Annotated in this window: 19 protein-coding genes; 13 read left to right on the top strand and 6 right to left on the bottom strand. The window is 75.3% G+C overall.

Annotated elements, in window-relative coordinates:
• Nucleotides 1–127: 127 nt before the first annotated feature.
• The gene (locus AB0O40_RS15530) at nt 128–592 is read right to left on the bottom strand and encodes a hypothetical protein (RefSeq protein ID WP_365040682.1); all 465 of its coding nucleotides are present in this window, start codon (nt 590–592) and stop codon (nt 128–130) included.
• A gap of 162 nt (nt 593–754) precedes the next feature.
• On the opposite strand from AB0O40_RS15530, the gene AB0O40_RS15525 reads away from it, so the two are divergent.
• Entirely contained in the window at nt 755–2,962 is a 2,208-nt protein-coding gene (locus tag AB0O40_RS15525) for a hypothetical protein (RefSeq protein WP_365040680.1), read from the top strand.
• Nucleotides 2,963–3,002: 40 nt separating this feature from the next.
• On the opposite strand, the gene AB0O40_RS15520 is transcribed toward AB0O40_RS15525, so the two are convergent.
• Nucleotides 3,003–3,296, bottom strand: a complete 294-nt coding sequence (locus AB0O40_RS15520; protein ID WP_365040678.1) for a hypothetical protein — start codon at nt 3,294–3,296, stop codon at nt 3,003–3,005.
• Between the two features lie 128 nt (nt 3,297–3,424).
• On the opposite strand from AB0O40_RS15520, the gene AB0O40_RS15515 reads away from it, so the two are divergent.
• Nucleotides 3,425–4,009, top strand: coding sequence for a TetR family transcriptional regulator (locus AB0O40_RS15515; protein WP_365040676.1), 585 nt, complete (start codon nt 3,425–3,427; stop codon nt 4,007–4,009).
• A gap of 150 nt (nt 4,010–4,159) precedes the next feature.
• Here the strand turns inward: AB0O40_RS15515 and AB0O40_RS15510 are convergent, their stop codons facing one another.
• Both AB0O40_RS15510 and AB0O40_RS15505 read right to left on the bottom strand, forming a co-directional pair.
• A complete protein-coding gene (locus tag AB0O40_RS15510) occupies nt 4,160–4,618 on the bottom strand; it encodes a hypothetical protein (protein ID WP_365040674.1) in 459 nt (152 codons plus the stop codon).
• A gap of 46 nt (nt 4,619–4,664) precedes the next feature.
• Entirely contained in the window at nt 4,665–5,846 is a 1,182-nt protein-coding gene (locus AB0O40_RS15505) for an erythromycin esterase family protein (RefSeq protein WP_365040672.1), read from the bottom strand.
• A 99-nt stretch (nt 5,847–5,945) separates the two neighbouring features.
• Between AB0O40_RS15505 and AB0O40_RS15500 the strand changes: the two genes are divergently transcribed.
• The 6 genes from AB0O40_RS15500 (at nt 5,946) to AB0O40_RS15475 (ending at nt 9,911) form a co-directional block, all read left to right on the top strand.
• Complete coding sequence (locus AB0O40_RS15500; RefSeq protein ID WP_365040670.1) at nt 5,946–6,710, top strand: TioE family transcriptional regulator; 765 nt, start codon at nt 5,946–5,948, stop codon at nt 6,708–6,710.
• Nucleotides 6,711–6,756: 46 nt separating this feature from the next.
• A complete protein-coding gene (locus AB0O40_RS15495; RefSeq protein ID WP_365040669.1) occupies nt 6,757–6,990 on the top strand; it encodes a hypothetical protein in 234 nt (77 codons plus the stop codon).
• A 215-nt stretch (nt 6,991–7,205) separates the two neighbouring features.
• Nucleotides 7,206–7,625 carry a hypothetical protein gene (locus AB0O40_RS15490; protein WP_365040667.1) on the top strand — a complete coding sequence of 140 codons (420 nt, stop codon included), beginning with the start codon at nt 7,206–7,208 and terminating at the stop codon, nt 7,623–7,625.
• Nucleotides 7,626–7,723: 98 nt separating this feature from the next.
• Nucleotides 7,724–8,116 carry a hypothetical protein gene (locus AB0O40_RS15485; RefSeq protein ID WP_365040665.1) on the top strand — a complete coding sequence of 131 codons (393 nt, stop codon included), beginning with the start codon at nt 7,724–7,726 and terminating at the stop codon, nt 8,114–8,116.
• A gap of 137 nt (nt 8,117–8,253) precedes the next feature.
• Nucleotides 8,254–9,084 carry a DUF817 domain-containing protein gene (locus tag AB0O40_RS15480; RefSeq protein ID WP_365040663.1) on the top strand — a complete coding sequence of 277 codons (831 nt, stop codon included), beginning with the start codon at nt 8,254–8,256 and terminating at the stop codon, nt 9,082–9,084.
• Between the two features lie 62 nt (nt 9,085–9,146).
• On the top strand, nt 9,147–9,911 hold the full coding sequence (locus AB0O40_RS15475) for a hypothetical protein (protein WP_365040661.1): 765 nt from the start codon (nt 9,147–9,149) through the stop codon (nt 9,909–9,911).
• Between the two features lie 27 nt (nt 9,912–9,938).
• Here AB0O40_RS15475 and AB0O40_RS15470 read toward each other — a convergent pair whose 3' ends face one another.
• Nucleotides 9,939–10,457: a GNAT family N-acetyltransferase gene (locus tag AB0O40_RS15470; RefSeq protein ID WP_365040659.1), complete on the bottom strand. Its 519-nt coding sequence runs from the start codon at nt 10,455–10,457 to the stop codon at nt 9,939–9,941.
• Between the two features lie 186 nt (nt 10,458–10,643).
• Here AB0O40_RS15470 and AB0O40_RS15465 point away from each other — a divergent pair, with 186 nt between their 5' ends.
• The 3 genes from AB0O40_RS15465 (at nt 10,644) to AB0O40_RS15455 (ending at nt 13,932) form a co-directional block, all read left to right on the top strand.
• Nucleotides 10,644–11,687, top strand: coding sequence for a S66 peptidase family protein (locus tag AB0O40_RS15465; protein WP_365040657.1), 1,044 nt, complete (start codon nt 10,644–10,646; stop codon nt 11,685–11,687).
• A gap of 21 nt (nt 11,688–11,708) precedes the next feature.
• Complete coding sequence (locus tag AB0O40_RS15460; protein WP_365040655.1) at nt 11,709–12,140, top strand: GNAT family N-acetyltransferase; 432 nt, start codon at nt 11,709–11,711, stop codon at nt 12,138–12,140.
• Nucleotides 12,141–12,453: 313 nt separating this feature from the next.
• The gene (locus AB0O40_RS15455) at nt 12,454–13,932 is read left to right on the top strand and encodes a hypothetical protein (RefSeq protein ID WP_365040653.1); all 1,479 of its coding nucleotides are present in this window, start codon (nt 12,454–12,456) and stop codon (nt 13,930–13,932) included.
• Nucleotides 13,933–13,987: 55 nt separating this feature from the next.
• Here AB0O40_RS15455 and AB0O40_RS15450 read toward each other — a convergent pair whose 3' ends face one another.
• A complete protein-coding gene (locus AB0O40_RS15450; RefSeq protein ID WP_365040651.1) occupies nt 13,988–14,659 on the bottom strand; it encodes a DUF4360 domain-containing protein in 672 nt (223 codons plus the stop codon).
• 207 nt (nt 14,660–14,866) lie between these two features.
• Between AB0O40_RS15450 and AB0O40_RS15445 the strand changes: the two genes are divergently transcribed.
• Complete coding sequence (locus AB0O40_RS15445) at nt 14,867–15,028, top strand: hypothetical protein (RefSeq protein WP_365040648.1); 162 nt, start codon at nt 14,867–14,869, stop codon at nt 15,026–15,028.
• Between the two features lie 209 nt (nt 15,029–15,237).
• Nucleotides 15,238–15,690 carry a hypothetical protein gene (locus AB0O40_RS15440; protein WP_365040645.1) on the top strand — a complete coding sequence of 151 codons (453 nt, stop codon included), beginning with the start codon at nt 15,238–15,240 and terminating at the stop codon, nt 15,688–15,690.
• Nucleotides 15,691–15,917 lie beyond the last annotated feature (227 nt).

Genomic DNA, 15,917 nt, shown 5'->3' with positions numbered 1-15,917 from the left:
CGAGACGCCGACGGCCGGCGCCACGCGGGCGAGGAAGACCAGCAGCTCGAGGATCGTCTTCCCCCGGGCAGGGCGCGCCGGCCACCGGACCGCGCCACCGGACCTCGCCGCCGGTCGGACCCGTCGGTCAGACCTCGCCGTCGGTCTTCAGTTCCAGGCGGACGTTGGTGTCGGCGGTGCCGTTGTTGGTGACGCAGGCCGTGTAGTACCCGGCGCCGGGGAAGGTGCCCCACACCGTCCGCAGGTCCGCCGCCCAGGCGGCGACCAGGCCGGGGGAGCCGGTGCCGGGCACGGTCACCCCCTGGTACTGGAGCTTGAACTTGGCGCCCTGGCCGGTGGCCCGGCCGTCCGCCCGGACCTGGTACCCGGCGTACTGCTGGACGCAGCGCTGCTCGCCCGGGTGCAGCGTGCCGCCGAAGAACTGGCTGGCCGAGGCCGGCCCGGCCGCCGTCAGCACCGCCGCCGCGCCGACCGCGGCCACCGCGGCCGCCGCCGAGAACCGCAGCCCGCGGCGCCGGCCGCCCCGCGCCGCCGTCCGCCCGACCTCCGGGCGCGCACCGGACTCCACCGTCGTCATCGTGATACCGGACATGGGACATCCCCTCCTGAAGTGTAACTTCTCGCACCCTCTCGGGCACATGCCCCACGGTAGGAGCGCCCGCCGGCCGTCCGACACGCCGACCGGTGTCCAACTTCCGTCCAATTCCCGCTCGTTCCGCCCGGTCCGCGGCCGCCCCGGTGGTATCACCGTGCCGTGGGGGGACAGCAGGCAGGCAGGACGATGGCCGACCGGTTCGCCGCGGCGCGCGCCCGGGGCTTCGTCGGACGGCGGGACGAAGTCGCGGAGTTCGGCCGGATCCTGGCCGCGGGCGGCGGCGCGGTCGTCCATGTGCACGGCTGCGCCGGCATCGGGAAGTCCACCCTGCTGCACCAGTTCGCCTGGCTGGCCGCCGCGGCCGGCCGGCCGGTGGTGCACCACGCCGACGCCGCCGTCGCCGGGGCCGGGGGATGGACGCCCGCTCGGGACGCCGGGCCGGCGCTCGCCCCACCCCCGTTGGCCCCGGGCACGCTCGTCGTGGTCGACGTACCCGGGGCGGTCGCGGTGACCGAGCGCCTGCTGGCGGCCGTACCCGACGACGCGGTCCTTGCGCTGGCCGACCGGGAGCCGCCGCCGCTGTCCTGGCGGACCGACCCGGCCTGGCAGGGGCTGCTGCACACCCTGCCGCTCGCCGTCCTGTCGGCCGCCGACAGTTCCGAACTGCTCACCCGCCGGGGCGTCCCCGCCGCGGACCACCCGGCCGTCCTCGGCTTCACCCACGGGCACCCGCTGGCCCTCGCGCTGCTGGCGGACGTACGCGGGTACGGCGCGGCGGGCGCCGCCGGACCGGCCCGGCAGCCGGCCCGGGTGGTCAGCGCCCTGCTGGCCGCCCTGCTGGACGCGGTCCCCACCCCGCTGCACCGCGCGGCCCTGGAGGCCTACGCCCAAGTCCTGGTCATCACCGAGCCGTTGCTCGCCACCCTCGTCGGAGTGCCGGACGCGGGCGACCTGTTCGAGTGGTTGTGCGGGCTGTCCATCACCGAGTACGGCAGCCGCGGCATCCACCCGCACGACCTCGCCCGCTCCGTGCTCGACGCCGAACTGGGCTGGCGCCACCCGGCCCGGCGGGCCGAACTGCGCCGCCTGGCGGGTGCGTACTACCAGCAGTTGTTCACCGACGGCGACCGGGCCCGGCAGGGCACCGTGCTGGCCGACTTCGCCTATCTGCACCGGGACAGCCCGCTGGTGGGCCCGCTGCTCGCGCCGGTCACGGCGGGCGCGGCCGGCTCGGCCCGGCTGGACAGCCTGGTCATCGCCCCCGCCGGCCCCGACGACCTGCCGGCCCTCCTGAGCCTCGCCGCCCACCACGAGGGCCCCGAATCCGCCCGGCTGCTGCGCCCGTGGTGGGGGCACCCGGCCGCGTCCTGGGGCACGGTCCGAGAGGCGGCCGCGGCCGCGGAGGGTCCGGACGGGGGAGTGGCGACCGCGGGCAGGCCGGACGCGGGAGGCGGGGACGCCGGCGGACCCGACGGGGGAGCCGCGGCCGGGGGGCACCCAGGGGGCGCCGGAGCCGTGCCCGCCGGCTTCTACCTGCTGCTCGCCCTCACCGCCGAGGACCTGGACGATCCGGTGGTCGGCGCCGACCCCGGCACGGCCGCCGCCGCCCGCTGGCTGGGCCGGTACGGGGCCCTGCGCGCGGGTGAACGCGCCCTGCTGGTGCGGGCCTGGCTGGCCCGCGACACCTACCAGGACGTCTCGGCCGTCCAGACGCTGATCACCCTGCGCCTGACCCACCACTACCTCGCCGAGCACCACCGGCCGGCGCTGACCCTGCTGCCGTTCGCCGACCCCGACTTCTGGGCCGGCGGCTGCGCGTACACCGATTTCGCCCGGCTTCCGGAGGCGGATTTCACGGTGGGCGGCCGCCGGTACGGCACCTTCGTCCACGACTGGCGCCGGACGCCCCCGCTGGCCTGGCTGGGGCTGCTCGGCGAGCGGGAGTCGGCCGCCGACCCGCTCTCGGTCGCGCCGCCGGCGGCCGGCCGGCTGCGGATCCTGGACGCGGACGCCTTCGCGGCCGGCGTGCGCGAGGCGCTGCGCGGGCTCGGCCGGGCCGGCGGGCTGCGCGGCTGTGTGCTGCTGGGCTCCCGGATGGTGGCCGCCCGCGCGGGGGAGGGGGCCGACGGGGACGCGCGTGCCGCCGTCCTCGCGGAGCTGCTGAAGGAGGCCGCAGCCGAACTGCAGGCGGCCCCGCACGACCGGCGCGCCTCGCGCGCGCTGCACCACACGTACCTCCAGCCCGCCGGCACCCAGCAGCGGGCCGCGGACCTCCTGGGCCTGCCGATGTCGACCTACCGCCGGCACCTGGCCACCGCCCTGGACCGCCTCACCGAACGGCTCTGGCAACGCGAACTCGCCACCTGAGCCGGATCCCGGCCGGCCCCGGGTGCCGGCGGAGGGAGGCTCAGCGGCGGCCGGAGCGGGCGCTGAGCCTGGCGTTCGCCTTCAGGAGCCAGGGGATGAGGCCGTACGCGACGATCGGGACCACGACCGCGGTCAGGATCAGAGTGCGCACCCATACCGGCAGGCCGCCGGTGTACGGGCCGAGCGCCGCCAGCACCACCGTGATGGTCGGGTAGACCGCCAGCCAGGTGATGAACGCCCGGCGGTGCGCGGACGGTTGGGCGGGTCCGGCCGGCGCCGGTGCCGGGTCGGCGTGCTCGTCGGAGCTGGTGGATCCGGATATGGATGAGTTCATGGTGGTCCCCCGGTGGGCGAGTTGGTCGGACCGGCCGGGGCGCCCGATTCCCAACCGATGGGTTGGAGTCTGGCACGACCTCGTCCCGGAAGTCCAACTGTTTGGTTGGAAACCGGTAGAGTCGGGGCATGGCCTGGGACACCGCACGCACCAAGCAGCTCCTCCTCGACGCAGCCGTCGAGGAGTTCGCCCGGCACGGCGCCGAAGGCGCGCGGGTGGCGCGGATCGCCACCGGCGCCGGGGTCAACAAGGAGCGCATCTACCAGTACTTCGGCAGCAAGGAGAAGCTGTTCGCGGCCGTCCTCGAGTCCGAGTTGCGCAAACTGGCCGCCGCCGTCCCGCTGGGCCCGGAACAGGCCGCCGACCTGGGCGACTACGCGGGCCGGGTCTTCGACTACCACCGCAGCCACCCGCACTTCGTCCGCCTGCTGACCTGGGAGGGCCTGCAGTGCCAGGGGCACCCGGTGGCGGCCGAGGGCGAGCGCACCGACCACTACGCCCGGAAGCTCGCGGCCGTCGCCGCGGCCCGGCGCTCGGGAGCGCTCGCCGACGGCCTCGCGCCGGGGGAGCTGATGTACGCGGTGGTGGCCCTCACGGCGGCCTGGCTCACCATGCCCCAGGTGGCCCGGATGCTGCTGCCGGCCGTGGTCGAGGCCGGCCCCGACGCCGAGCGCGCCACCGTCGTCGCCCTGGTGCGCCGGCTCGCCGCCTGAGCCGGCGCACGGCCTGAGCCGCGCGGGGCCAGAGCCGGCGCACGGCCTGCGGCACCGAGCCGCCCCCAGCCGCACCGGCCGTCCCAGCGCGCCGAGCCGTCCAGCCCCCCGAGTCCTCGCAGCCGCCCGGGCGCCCTCAGCCGCCCGGTCTCACGGACGCGCGGCCCGGGCCAGCCAGGGGGTGAGGGAGAGGTGCGGGATCAGTTCCCGGTACGTCTCGTCGCCGGGCAGCGGGACCACCAGCCACTGGCCGGGCGGGAAGAGGCGGCCCTTCACGTGCGCGAGCCCGCCGTACACGGACCGCAGGAAGGCCGGGGCCGCGTCCCGCGGCACGTCCTCGAAGTCGACCCCGTCGACGCTGAAGCGGACGTCGTCCTCGGGGAAGACCCGCACCGACACCGCGGGCGAGCCGGACAGTTCCAGGAACGCCTCGTGCGGCAGCGAGCCGTCGGGGTCCGCCACCGCGAACGCTCCGGCGGAGGTCCGGCGGGAGGTCCGGTCCGCACCGATGTCGTCCGTGACGGCCACCTCCCGCCCGAACTCCCGCGCGATCTCCACGAGCGCGGTGACGGCGGCCTGGGTGGTGGGCAGATGCGGATGACGGCTCATGGCCCCGATCATGCCGCAGGGCCCGGACGCGGGACCGGGGGGGGCGTCAGATCTCCTTGAGGAAGACCACGGCGTCGAGCAGGTGCAGGGCGGCCGGGTCGAGGGAGCCGTAGGTGTGGTCGGCCGGGACGCGCGGGGTCGGCGGGTGGTCCAGGGCCTCGGCGAGGGCGGCCGGGTCGATCACCGACCGGTCGTACGGGAGGCGCGAGAACAGCCCCTCGAGGGTGTCGGCGGGCGGGACGTCCGCGCCCCGGCTGCCGAAGGCCGAGGCGGCGAAGGCGTACCGGTCACCGAGGCGGGTGGCCAGGACGGCGCCCGCGCTCCACCACCGCAGCGGCGCCCCGCCGAACCGCATCGAGCTCTCGCCGCGCTGGAGGTGCGCGTTGTGGGCGAAGGCGAGGGTCGGCCCCCGCCCGGCCTCCCGGCGCACGACCGCGTCCAGGTTGTCCGCCATCATCGCGTCCCGCAGACCCGTCACCGCGGCCAGCCGCGCGTCCGAGGTGCCGGCCAGGGCCGCGTGGTACCGCAGCAGCCCGGCCGCCGTACGCGCGTGCAGGCCGGCCCGCCAGAAGTCCTCCGCAGAGGTCGCGGCCGCCAGCCGGGGCGCCTGCGTGGTGAGCAGGGAACCCAGGTCGTCCGCCAGCACCCGCAGCCGCGCCGCGGCGGCGGTCCGGCCGACCGAGCGCGCCGGGTCCATCAGCGCGGCCGGGTCCGCCCAGCGCTCCTCGGGCCCCAGCAGCTCGACCAGGCCGGCCCGGGTGCACGGCAGGTCCAGGTGGGGGGAGAGGTAGTCGTGCAGGGCGGTGAGCGCGCCGCCCGGCCCGGCGGCGCCCGTCATCTCCAGCGGGCCGTCGATGCCGTAGAAGCGGAGCCGGTCCTCGGGGGCCCGCGAGGCGTTCGCAGCCCGCATCCAGCGCAGCAGCTCGCGGTTGCCGGCGGCGGCCCCGAGGCCGTGACTGAAGCCGCCGGCCAGCGCCTCCTCCAGGCTTCCGCCACCGGCCACGTACGCGTCGGCGACCAGGCCGGCCAGGCAGTCGCTCTCCAGGGCGATCGAGCGGTAGCCCTCGTGCTCCACGAGGTGGCGGAAGAGGTCGTTGCGCGTCTCCAAGAAGGCCTCGACGCCGTGGGTGGGCTCGCCCAGGCCGAGCAGCCGGGTGCCGGGGGACAGGCGCGCGGTCACGGCGGCACCACTGAAAGAGCGGGCGGCGGCCCGCAGGGATTCGGTCATGACTTCCACCGTATCGTTGAAGGAACGGTGTAAACTTCTACGCCCATTTCGTTGAACATCCGCTGGTGAGAACTACTCCCGGGAGGGAGAACCCTCAAAGTGCGCCCCATCGATCTGGCCCGTGGCCACGGCCTGTCCACGCAGGCGGTCCGCAACTACGAGGAGGCCGGCTTCCTGCCCCCGGCCGAGCGCTCGGCGAGCGGCTACCGCGTCTACACCCCGCGGCACGCCGCGGCGCTGCGGACCTTCCTGGCGCTGCTCCCGGCCCACGGCCACGCCACGGCCGGGGCGGTGATGCGCGCCGTCCACGAGGGCGCAGTCGACGAGGCGCTGCGGCTGATCGACCTCAGCCACGCCCAGCTGGCCGAGGACCGTGCCACCCTGCACGCCGTCGCGGCCGCCCTGCACGACCTGGCGGCCCCCGATCCGGCCGGCCCCGACCGCGCGCCGGACCGCTCCCCACCGGCGCGGACCGCCCCGGCGTCCATCGGCCCGCTGGCCCGCCGACTCGGCGTGCGCCCGGCGACCCTGCGCACCTGGGAGCGGGCCGGGCTGGTCCTGCCCGGCCGCGACCCGGCCACCGGCTACCGCGTCTACACCCCGGCCGACGTGCGGGACGTCCTGCTCGTGGACCAGCTGCGGCGCGGCGGGTACGGGCTGGAGCAGATCGCCCGGGTCCTGGAGCGGCTGCGTACCGCCGGCGGACCGGGGCCGCTGCGCGCCACCCTCGACCAGTGGCGCGCCCGGCTGACCGCCCGGGGCCGCGCCATGCTGACGGCCGCGGGCGCCCTCGACGCCTACCTCGACGACGACCACCGCGGCCATCCCGACGGCGACCACCGCGGCGGCGCGCAGGACCCGTAGCGGGAGGCGGTTCCCGTCCCGTCCGCGGGTACGACAGACTGCCCCCATGGCGAGTTACCCGCGGGTCGAGTGCCCGGAATGCCGAGGCGTCTACGGAGGCGCGCCCACCCGCGCCATCGGCATGGTCAGCGTCGTGGACCACAAGCGCGAGCCCCGCTCGCTCCAGCTCTGCCCCGGCAGCATGGTCCACGTACGGCTGCGGGACGCGGGCGCCTGGCAGGAGGAGCTGCCCGACGAGGAGCCGGCGCCCGCCCCGCCGGGGCTGTTCGACCTGCCGTAACCCCACCCGCACGCCGATCGGCGCGGGAATTTACCAAGATCGATTCTTCGGGTCAAGCCACGAGATGCAGTGGCGTGCCCGGATCTCCGCCGCAGGGTTTATTTGAAGCACGCCCCACCGGGAAATACCGGCGGAGAACGAGAACCGGGTGAATTCCCCTTCTCTCTCGCGGGGCCTTTCAGAAAAGCCCCTTCAATTGCGAGTGGAGAATCATCATGTTCGAGCTTTCCTTTACCCGCCGTGCCCTGCTCGCCGGTTCCTCGCTGCTGCTGGTCGGCGGCGGAATCGCCCTCCCGGCCACCGCGATGGCCGCCCCGGCCCCGCAGCACGCCGTCACCTTCGTCCAGGACGACAGCGCCGACGGCATCGGCACCAGTGGTGACGCCAACGCCGAGAACACCACGGTCGGCGGCGACGCCACCAGCGGTGCCGCCAGCACGGGCGTCGGCAACTGCAAGGGCAAGTGCACCATCACCACCGGCAACGCCACCTCCGGTGACGCCAGCGCCGACGCCATCAACACCGGTGACGCCACGGCCGTGAGCGGCGACGCCACCGGCAAGGGCGGCACCGTCAAGAAGAACGACATCAAGAAGCAGCTGAAGGAAAACCTCAAGGCCAAGCTCGGCAAGTGATCCCACCAGCCGCCCGGCCCGCCGATGCCGCAGAGCCCGCCTCTCCGGCATCGGCACCCCTTCATCACGTCCCGACCCACCAGCCAAGGAGAAACGCCATGACGAACCCCTTCCGCGTCCGCCGCATCGTCCTCTTCGCCGCCTCCACCGCGATCGTCGCGGGCGGCGCGCTCCTGCCCGGCACCGCCTTCGCCGCGACGCCGGCGACGGCCCCGGTGGTCGTGGCGGACGGTGACCAGGGCGACGCGAGCAACAACTCGACCCTCTTGTACACCGGCGACGAGGGCGGCATCGTCGTCCACCCCGGCAAGCACCCCGGCAAGCACCCGGGCAAGAAGCACCCCGGCAAGCACCATCCCGGCCAGGACGGCTCCCCGGTGGTCCCGAACACGGGCCCGGACGGAAGGCCCCCGGTGATCTACTGCATCGCCGCGCCCTGCCCCCAGCCGGGCGAGCAGGCCGACCCCGGCACCACCGGATCCGTCAGCTGAACCCGGACGCCCCACCGCGGCCCCGACCCCACCCGGTCGGGGCCGCGGCCGGGCGCCCGGGCACCGTCCCGCCCCCCGCCCGCCTCCCGGGCGTCCCCCGTGGAAACCGGACGCCCGCGCAGCTCGTCCCGTAGGGCATGTACTCGATCACCGCAGGGACGGGGTCCGCCCCGCGGACCGGCCGCACCGGGCACTTCCTCCGGCAGCTGTGGCGGTTCGGCTGGACGCAGGCCCGCTGCTGCCTCTTCGCCGGGGCGCTGTTCTGCGGGATGGGCCTGTCCACCCTGCTCCCGCCGCTGCCGGTGGCCCGGTACGACCTGTTGCTCGGGTACGGCGTGCTGCTCACGGCGGGCTTCCTGGCGCTGCGCTGGGAGACCCGCCGGGAGACCGCCGTCATCGCCGTCTGCCACCTGCTCGGGCTCGCCTTCGAGCTGGTGAAGGTCCGCGTCGGCTCCTGGAGCTACCCCGAGCCGGCCCTCACCAAGGTCGCCGGGGTACCGCTCTACGGCGGCTTCATGTACGCGGCCGTCGGGAGCTACGTCTGCCGTGCCTGGCGCCTGCTCGACCTGGGCCTGACCGGGTACCGGGCCCGGTCCACCGCCGTGGTCGCGGCCGCCCTGTACGCCAACTTCCTGGCCCACCACTGGCTCCCGGACCTGCGCTGGGTCCTGGCCCTGGCCCTGCTGGGGGTGACGGCCGGGACCTGGGTGCACTACCGGGTGGGGGCGGCGCGCTACCGCATGCCGCTGGCGCTGGGGTTCGTCCTGGTCGGCTTCTTCCTCTGGGTGGCGGAGAACCTCGCCACCTACTTCGGCGCCTGGAGCTACCCCTCCCAACTGGGCGCCTGGCAACCGGTGTCCCCGGCGAAGTGGGTCTCCTGGACGCTGCTGATCAGCGTCACCTTCGCGCTGGCCCACGCCTTCGCCGGCCGGCGCGCAGCACGGGAGCCGGACCGCTCCGGCCGCTGAACGTGCGGGCCCCGAGCGTCGGCCGCACAGTGGAGGAGGGCCCCTTCCGCGCAGGAGGCGCCATGCGCGTCCGTTCCGTTCGCAGCAGCCTCGCGGCCGCCACCGTGGCCGCGGTACTCGCGCTCGCCACCCCGGCCCTCGCCGCGCAGCCCGATCCGTCGCCGACGGCGGGCGGCGCACTGGGCGGGATCGTGCACCAGGCGGTCGAGGACCCCGCCGCCCCCACCCGGCCGCTGCCGCCGGGCGCCTTCGACCAGGCGATCCGAGAGCTCCGGCAGTGGACCCTCGCGCACCAGGTCGTGCTGGCGAAGTTCCAGGCCGCCGACCCGGCCTGGCGGGCGCTCACCTGGAACGACCTGCACCGGTTCGCCCTCCAGGTCTGCGCCGGCCGGGGCACCGCGGGCGCCGACACCCTGCTGGCCCGCATCCCCGGCGTCCAACTGGCCCAGGCGTCCCTGCTGACCGAGGCCGTGGCGCTGGTACCCCTGCACTGCACCGTCACCGACCCGCGGGTGCTGGACGAGGTGAGCAACGCGCTGCTCGGCCCGGCCTACTTCAACACGATCGAGGCGGGCCGGGCCGCCGCGACCGAGCCGCCCGCCGCCGCCGTGCAGAACCTGCCCAGCGGTCTCAGCTCCGTCATCGAGGTGGGCTGCGCCACCGGCGCCGGCCTCATCGCCAAGAAGGTCACCAGCGCGGTCGAGCTGGGCCGGTTCCGGTTCGCGGACCTGCTGGTGGCCGCGACGGCGGCGGTGGGCACACAGGTGGGCGGCCGGTGCGCGGGCGTCCTGACCGACGCCGTGCAGGGGATCCAGGCCGTCCGCTGACCTCCCCGCCCCTTCCCGGACCGTCCGCTACAGCCGTCGCCCGTACCGGACTTCGGCGGCCGGTGCGCCGTCGTAGTCCTCGCTCTGGACCGCGCCGTCGGCGGTGTACCCGGCGCGTTCGTAGAAGCGGCGGGCCCGGGCGTTGTCCTCGAGGACCCACAGCAGCACCGCCGCGAAACCGCGGTCGCGGGCCTCCGCGTGGACGGCGGCCATCAGCGTCCGGCCCACCCCCGAGCCGACCAGCGCGGGCTCGACGTACAGGGCGTACAGCTCGGCCCGCTCCGGGTCCGGGTCCGGCACCGGGCCGCGGTACGGTCCCAGACAGGCCCACCCCAGCACCCGGTCCGCGGCGTCCACGGCCACCAGGTCGGCCCGGTCGGTCCGCCCCTCCGAGAAGCGTCTGCGCCGCAGCCGGACGTCCTCCTCGACCGTCATGGCGTCGAGGTAGTGCTGCGGCAGGATCCCGGCGTACGCCGCCTGCCAGCCGGTCACCCGGATCGCCGCCACCGCCTCGACGTCCGCCGCCGTCATCGCCCGTACCCGCATCGGATCCCGCCTTCCCCCGTGGTCGCGGGGCGGCCGTACCGCAGGGGCGGGCCGCCCGCCCGTCCCCGCCATCGTCGGCGGTGCGGGCGGGCCGCCGCAACGCCGTTCCCCGGGCGCAGCGGGTGGTCCGCTGCCGGCCGGGAAAACGGGAGGAGCGCCCGAGGCGGCCCCTCATATGATCCGGAGATGCACAGGATCAGTTATCCGCCCAAGCTCGTCCCCGGCGACCGCGTCGCCGTGCTCTCGCCCTCCGCCGGCCTGCCCGCGGTCTTCCCGGCCCCGTTCGACCTCGGCCTGCGCCGGCTGGCGGAGGACTTCGGGCTGGTCCCCGTCGAGTACGCCACCACCCGCCGGATGGGCGCCTCGCCGCAGGACCGGGCCGCGGACCTCAACGCCGCCTTCGCCGACCCGTCCGTCAAGGCGGTGATCTCCAGCATCGGCGGCGAGGACCAGATCCGGGTGCTGCCCCACCTGGACCGCGAGCTGATCCGTGCCAACCCCAAGCCGTTCTTCGGCTACAGCGACAACACCAACCTGCACGTCCTCCTCTGGAACCTCGGCATCGTCGCCTACTACGGCGGTTCCGTGATGGTGCAGCTCGGCTGGCCGCAGGCCGTCCCGGCGGAGACCGAGGGCTCGCTGCGGGCCGCCCTCTTCACCTCCGGCCCCCGGACCGTCACCGCCCCCGACCGGATCGGCGCCGCCATCGGCGACTGGGCCGACCCGGCCACCCTGGAGCGCGACCCCGACACGGAGCCGGCCGCCCCCTGGACCTGGCACAACGCCACCCGTCGGGTCGAGGGCCGGACCTGGGGCGGCAGCCTCGAAGTGCTGTCCTGGCTGCTGATGTCCGGCACCGAGATCCAGCCGAACGAGGCGTACGACGGCTGCGTGCTGCTGCTGGAGACCTCCGAGGAGATGCCCTCGGCCACCGAGGTGTACCGGGTGCTGCGCAGCATGGGCGAGCGGGGCCTGCTGCAGCGCTTCGCCGCGCTGGTGATGGGCCGCCCGCAGGCCTGGTTCTTCGACCGTCGGTTCGACGCCGAGCAGCGCGCGGCCTTCCGCACGGAGCAGCAGGAGGCCGTCCGCCGGGCGCTGGCCGAGTACGCGCCGGACCTGATGGCCGTCTTCGACGTGGACTTCGGCCACACCAACCCGCAGGTCGTGCTGCCGTACGGCGGGACGGTGACGGTCGACGGCCCGGCACGGCAGCTGATCGCCACCTACTGAGCGGACTGGCATCCTGACCTGATGAAGATCATCGACCTGGAGCCCGGCGACCCCCGGCTCGCCTCCGACCTGCTGCCCGTCCTGCGGGAGCTGCGGCCGCACCTGACCGCGGAGCAGTTCCACGCGGTGTACACCGAGGGGCACGGCCAGGGCCTGCGCTTCACCGCCGCCTACACCGACGACGGCCGGTGCGCCGGCGCGGCCGGCTGGCGCATCGTCGTCAACACCGCCACCCTGCGGATGCTGTACGTCGACGACCTGGTGACCGCGGAGTCCACCCGCTCCGCGGGCGTCGGGCGCGCACTCCTGAGCTACCTGGAGGGCCGGGCCCGGGAGGCCGGCTGCCACTACCTCGACCTGGACTCCGGCACCCAGCGCACCCGCGCCCACCGCTTCTACCTGCGCGAGGGCCTGGACATCGTGGCCTTCCACTTCAGCAAGCCGCTGGACTGACCGCGACCGGCCCGGTACGCCCGCCCCCGTCGGGGGCGGGCGTCGGCGTGTCCGGGGCCGGACGGCGCGGTGCGCCCGGACGTCCCCAACCGGCCCCGCACGGCGCAGTGTTGCGGGCGTACTGCACCGCCGTGAACATGCCGTGGTACGGCGCCCGGAAGGTGGTCGGGGGCCGGCCGGAGCGGTTAGCGTCCTGATCACCGCCGGTCCGGTGAGCCACCTGCCCCCCGGCGCGCCCGGGCCACCACGACTGGCCGCCGGCGCGCCGGCCGACCGCGCGGATCCCCTGCCGCCGCCGTCCGAGGACACCCCCATGCCGTTTTCCCCGCCCGCGGGCGGGCGCTTCGCCGCGCTCGCCCTCTCCCTGGCCATCGCCCTGTCGGGGGCCGCCGCGACGACCGGACCCGCCGTGGCCGGCGCGGCCGAAGCCACCGCCGCCATCCCGCTCTTCGGCCCGCTGCCGCCGCGCAATCCCGCCAGCGCCCCCAACGGCACCGCCACCATGCACGGGGACAGCGCCTCCAGCGACACCACCCCCTACCCCGGCCCCGGCACCGCACCGGTCTCCTCGTCCCGGACGGCGCTGGCCTCCGCCTGCCCGACCGTGGTCGTGGGCGGCGACGGGTACCCGGTGGCCCTGTGCACCACGATCTTCGGCCGGACGCCCACGGTCCACCTGCTCGACCCCGCCGACGGCACCGACCTCGCCTCGCTCGCGCTGCCCAAGGGCAGCCTCTTCGGGGGCGTCTACGCCTACCTCGACCACGAGGACCGGCTGGTGGTCGTGGACGGCGAGGACCGCCTCCTGCGCATCGGCCACCACCGCACCGGCACCGGTTGGGCGTTGACGGTGGACCGCGCCACCCCGCTCGGCGACGCGATCCCGGCCGGGGACGACATCGTGGGCCTGGCCCCGGCCTGGAACGGCACCGTCTGGTTCGCCACCACCGGGGGAGTGATCGGCACCGTCGACCCCGCCACCGGCGCCGTCCGCACCCTCCGCACCGGCGAGGGCGTGCAGAACAGCATCTCCACCGTCCCGGGCCACACCGCCGTCGCCACCGACCACGCCCTCTACCTGCTCTCCGAAGCCCCCGACGGCAGCCCGGTCGTCGACTGGCGCGCGCCCTACGACCGGGGCCCGGCCCGCAAGCCCGGCCAGCTCAGCTGGGGGACCGGCGCCACCCCGAGCTTCTTCGGCCCCGGCGACGGCACCGAGTACGTCACCATCACCGACAACGCCGCCCCGCACGAGAACCTGCTGGTCTACCGGGTGGCCGACGGCCCCCGGCCGGTCTGCACGACCCCGGTGCTCACCTCGTACGCCGCCAGCGGCACCGAGGACGCCGTGATCGCCTCCGGCCGCAGCGTCTACGTCACCAACACCTACGGCTACCCGTACCCGGCGCTGCCCGCCGGCGCCCCGGACAGCCGGCCCGCCTCCGCCCCCTTCGAGGGCGGCCTGAGCCGGGTCGACCTCGACGCCGACGGCACCGGCTGCCACGTGGTCTGGGACAGTCCCGTCAAGTCCGCGGCGCTGCCCCGCCTTTCGGTCGGCGACGGGAAGATCTACACCGTCACGGTCTCCGGCCCGACCGGCGCCGCCGGCCTGAACACCTTCGCCGCCTACCACCACGCCGTCCTCGACCCGGCCACCGGCACCCAGCTCACCAGCAGCCGCCTCGGCATCGGCCTGCTCTTCAACCCCCTCCAGATGACCGGCACCACCGCCCCCGACGGAACCCTCTACCAGGGCACCGAGACGGGCGTCCTGCGCATCACCCGGCGCTGAAGAGACGAGCCGGCCCGCTCCGGGGGGAGCGGGCCGGCTCGTCGGGCGTGGTGGGTCAGCGGCGGATCGGGCACTGCTTCCAGGCGAAGTGGTAGACGGTGCTCAGGCTGCCGTCCGTGGAGTCCATCGCCATGAACGTGGTCTCGTTGCGGGCGTCGGAGCTGCCCGCGTCGGCCCGCAGCTCGGTGTTGATGTTGAAGTCCCGCTGCGCGCCGCAGGGGGCGAACTCCAGCGCCTCGATCGCGGTCACGTCGGTGGCCTGCCAGTTGTCCGTCAGCGGCCCGCGGAAGGTGTGGCTGTGGCTGGCGGTGCGGGACATGCCCTGGAAGTAGTACGAGGCCTGGCTGGTGCCGGAGGCGCCCTGCGGCAGGCTGGCGAAGCCGCGGTAGTCGGTCTTGGCGATGGCGTAGGTGTAGCCCTGCGGGACGTTGACCCGCAGGCCCAGCTGGCAGTTCTTGCGGAAGTCGGTCGGCTTGGCGCCCTTGCCCGCCTGCGCCAGGTACTCGCTGTAGGTGACGGTGAAGGCCGTGTTGTCCTGGGCGACCGAGGCGGAGGTGCTGCCGGGCCGGCACCCCGAGCCGTTCACCTGGACCAGGTCGACGGTCACCGCCGCGGTCGGGGCCGGCACCGCCAGGGGCCGCGGGGCCGGGGCCGCTCCGGCCGCCGGGCACAGCCCCGCCACCGCGAGCAGCACGCCCGCCCCGCCGGTCAACGCCTTCTTGAACATGCGCAGTCCTTCTTCCCTCGCTGGGCGCGGCCCGCCCGCTCGGCGGCCCGACCGTGACAGCAGCCGATCATGGCGACCGGCCGCCCCGCCCCGCGCCCGCCTCGCCCGCCACGCCGACCGGAAGAACCCGAAAGGTGGTGCGCGGGCGGCGGGGACGGGTCCGCGGGCCCGTCCGGCGGCTGCTCTCGTGTGTGGCACCCTGCACCGATGAAGTACGCCGCCCTCGCCCTCGCGATCGCCGTCCTCGGCTACGTCGCCGCCGCCCTGCTCATCGAGGGGGAGCCCCGCAACGGCTGCGGCGGGACCGAGCCGTGCGACGTGGTCGTGTACGAGCCCGCGCTGCCGCTGCCCGGCTGGCTCACGCCCTGAAGCCGCTGCCCGCCGCCCGGACGGCGGGCGTACGGACCGGGATCGCGGTCAACCCGCTGGCTGAAAGCGGTGGTTGACGGAACGTCACTGCACGATTTTGAGCCGTTCACGAAGGGAACACTTGATCTTCACATGACATGTGAAATATCACATGTCATGTGAGCCGGTCGGGATCCGCCCGACGGGCCACTCCTTGCAGGGAGTTCCACATGAAGCGTTCCGCCGTCCTCACGGCCGCCGTCGCGGGCCTGAGCCTCGCCGCCCTCGCCCCGGCCGTGGCCGTCGCCGCCCCCGCCGGCGCCACCGAGACCGTGGTCACCTGCGGCAACTCCGGCCTCCAGGCCGGCCTTTCGACCCGGCTGTGCGCCGAGGTCACCGGCAACACCGTCACCTTCGTCGGCAAGGTCGGCCTGGCCGGCCCGCCGTCCCCCGGCAGCCCGGCCCCCGCGCCGAAGGAGCTCATCACCACCTTCGCCGCGACGGTCGACGGCGCCGCGCTGCCCGGCGTGACCAAGTACGTCGTCTTCAACAACGCCAACCTCGACGTGCCCGGCCTGAGCACCACCGCGGCCTGCGGCTCCACCGTCCGCGCCACCTTCGGCGTGGCCACCTTCCCGTGGACGGCGCGTCCGGTCTCCCACGAGGTCACCGTCACCTGCTGATCCGCTCCCCGTGAGCGCCGGGACGGGCGGCCACCCCGCCCGCCCCGGCCCCCCGACGCCCCGGTGGTGCGGCACACCTGATACCCGCACCACCGGGGTCCACCCCGTCCGGCGAAAGGCCCGGCGGGCCACTCGGGGTCAACCGATCGGCTGACCCCGCCGTCCTCCGCTCCGGGCCCCGGCGCCACCCGCTCCGCCGACCGCCACCGGCCCCGCGCAGCAGCACG

Origin of the sequence: Streptomyces sp. NPDC089919 (assembly GCF_040684615.1) — a bacterium.
GTDB lineage: Bacteria > Actinomycetota > Actinomycetes > Streptomycetales > Streptomycetaceae > Streptomyces.
The sequence above is the reverse complement of the archived record's forward strand: the minus strand, read 5'-3'. Positions and strand labels throughout refer to the sequence as shown.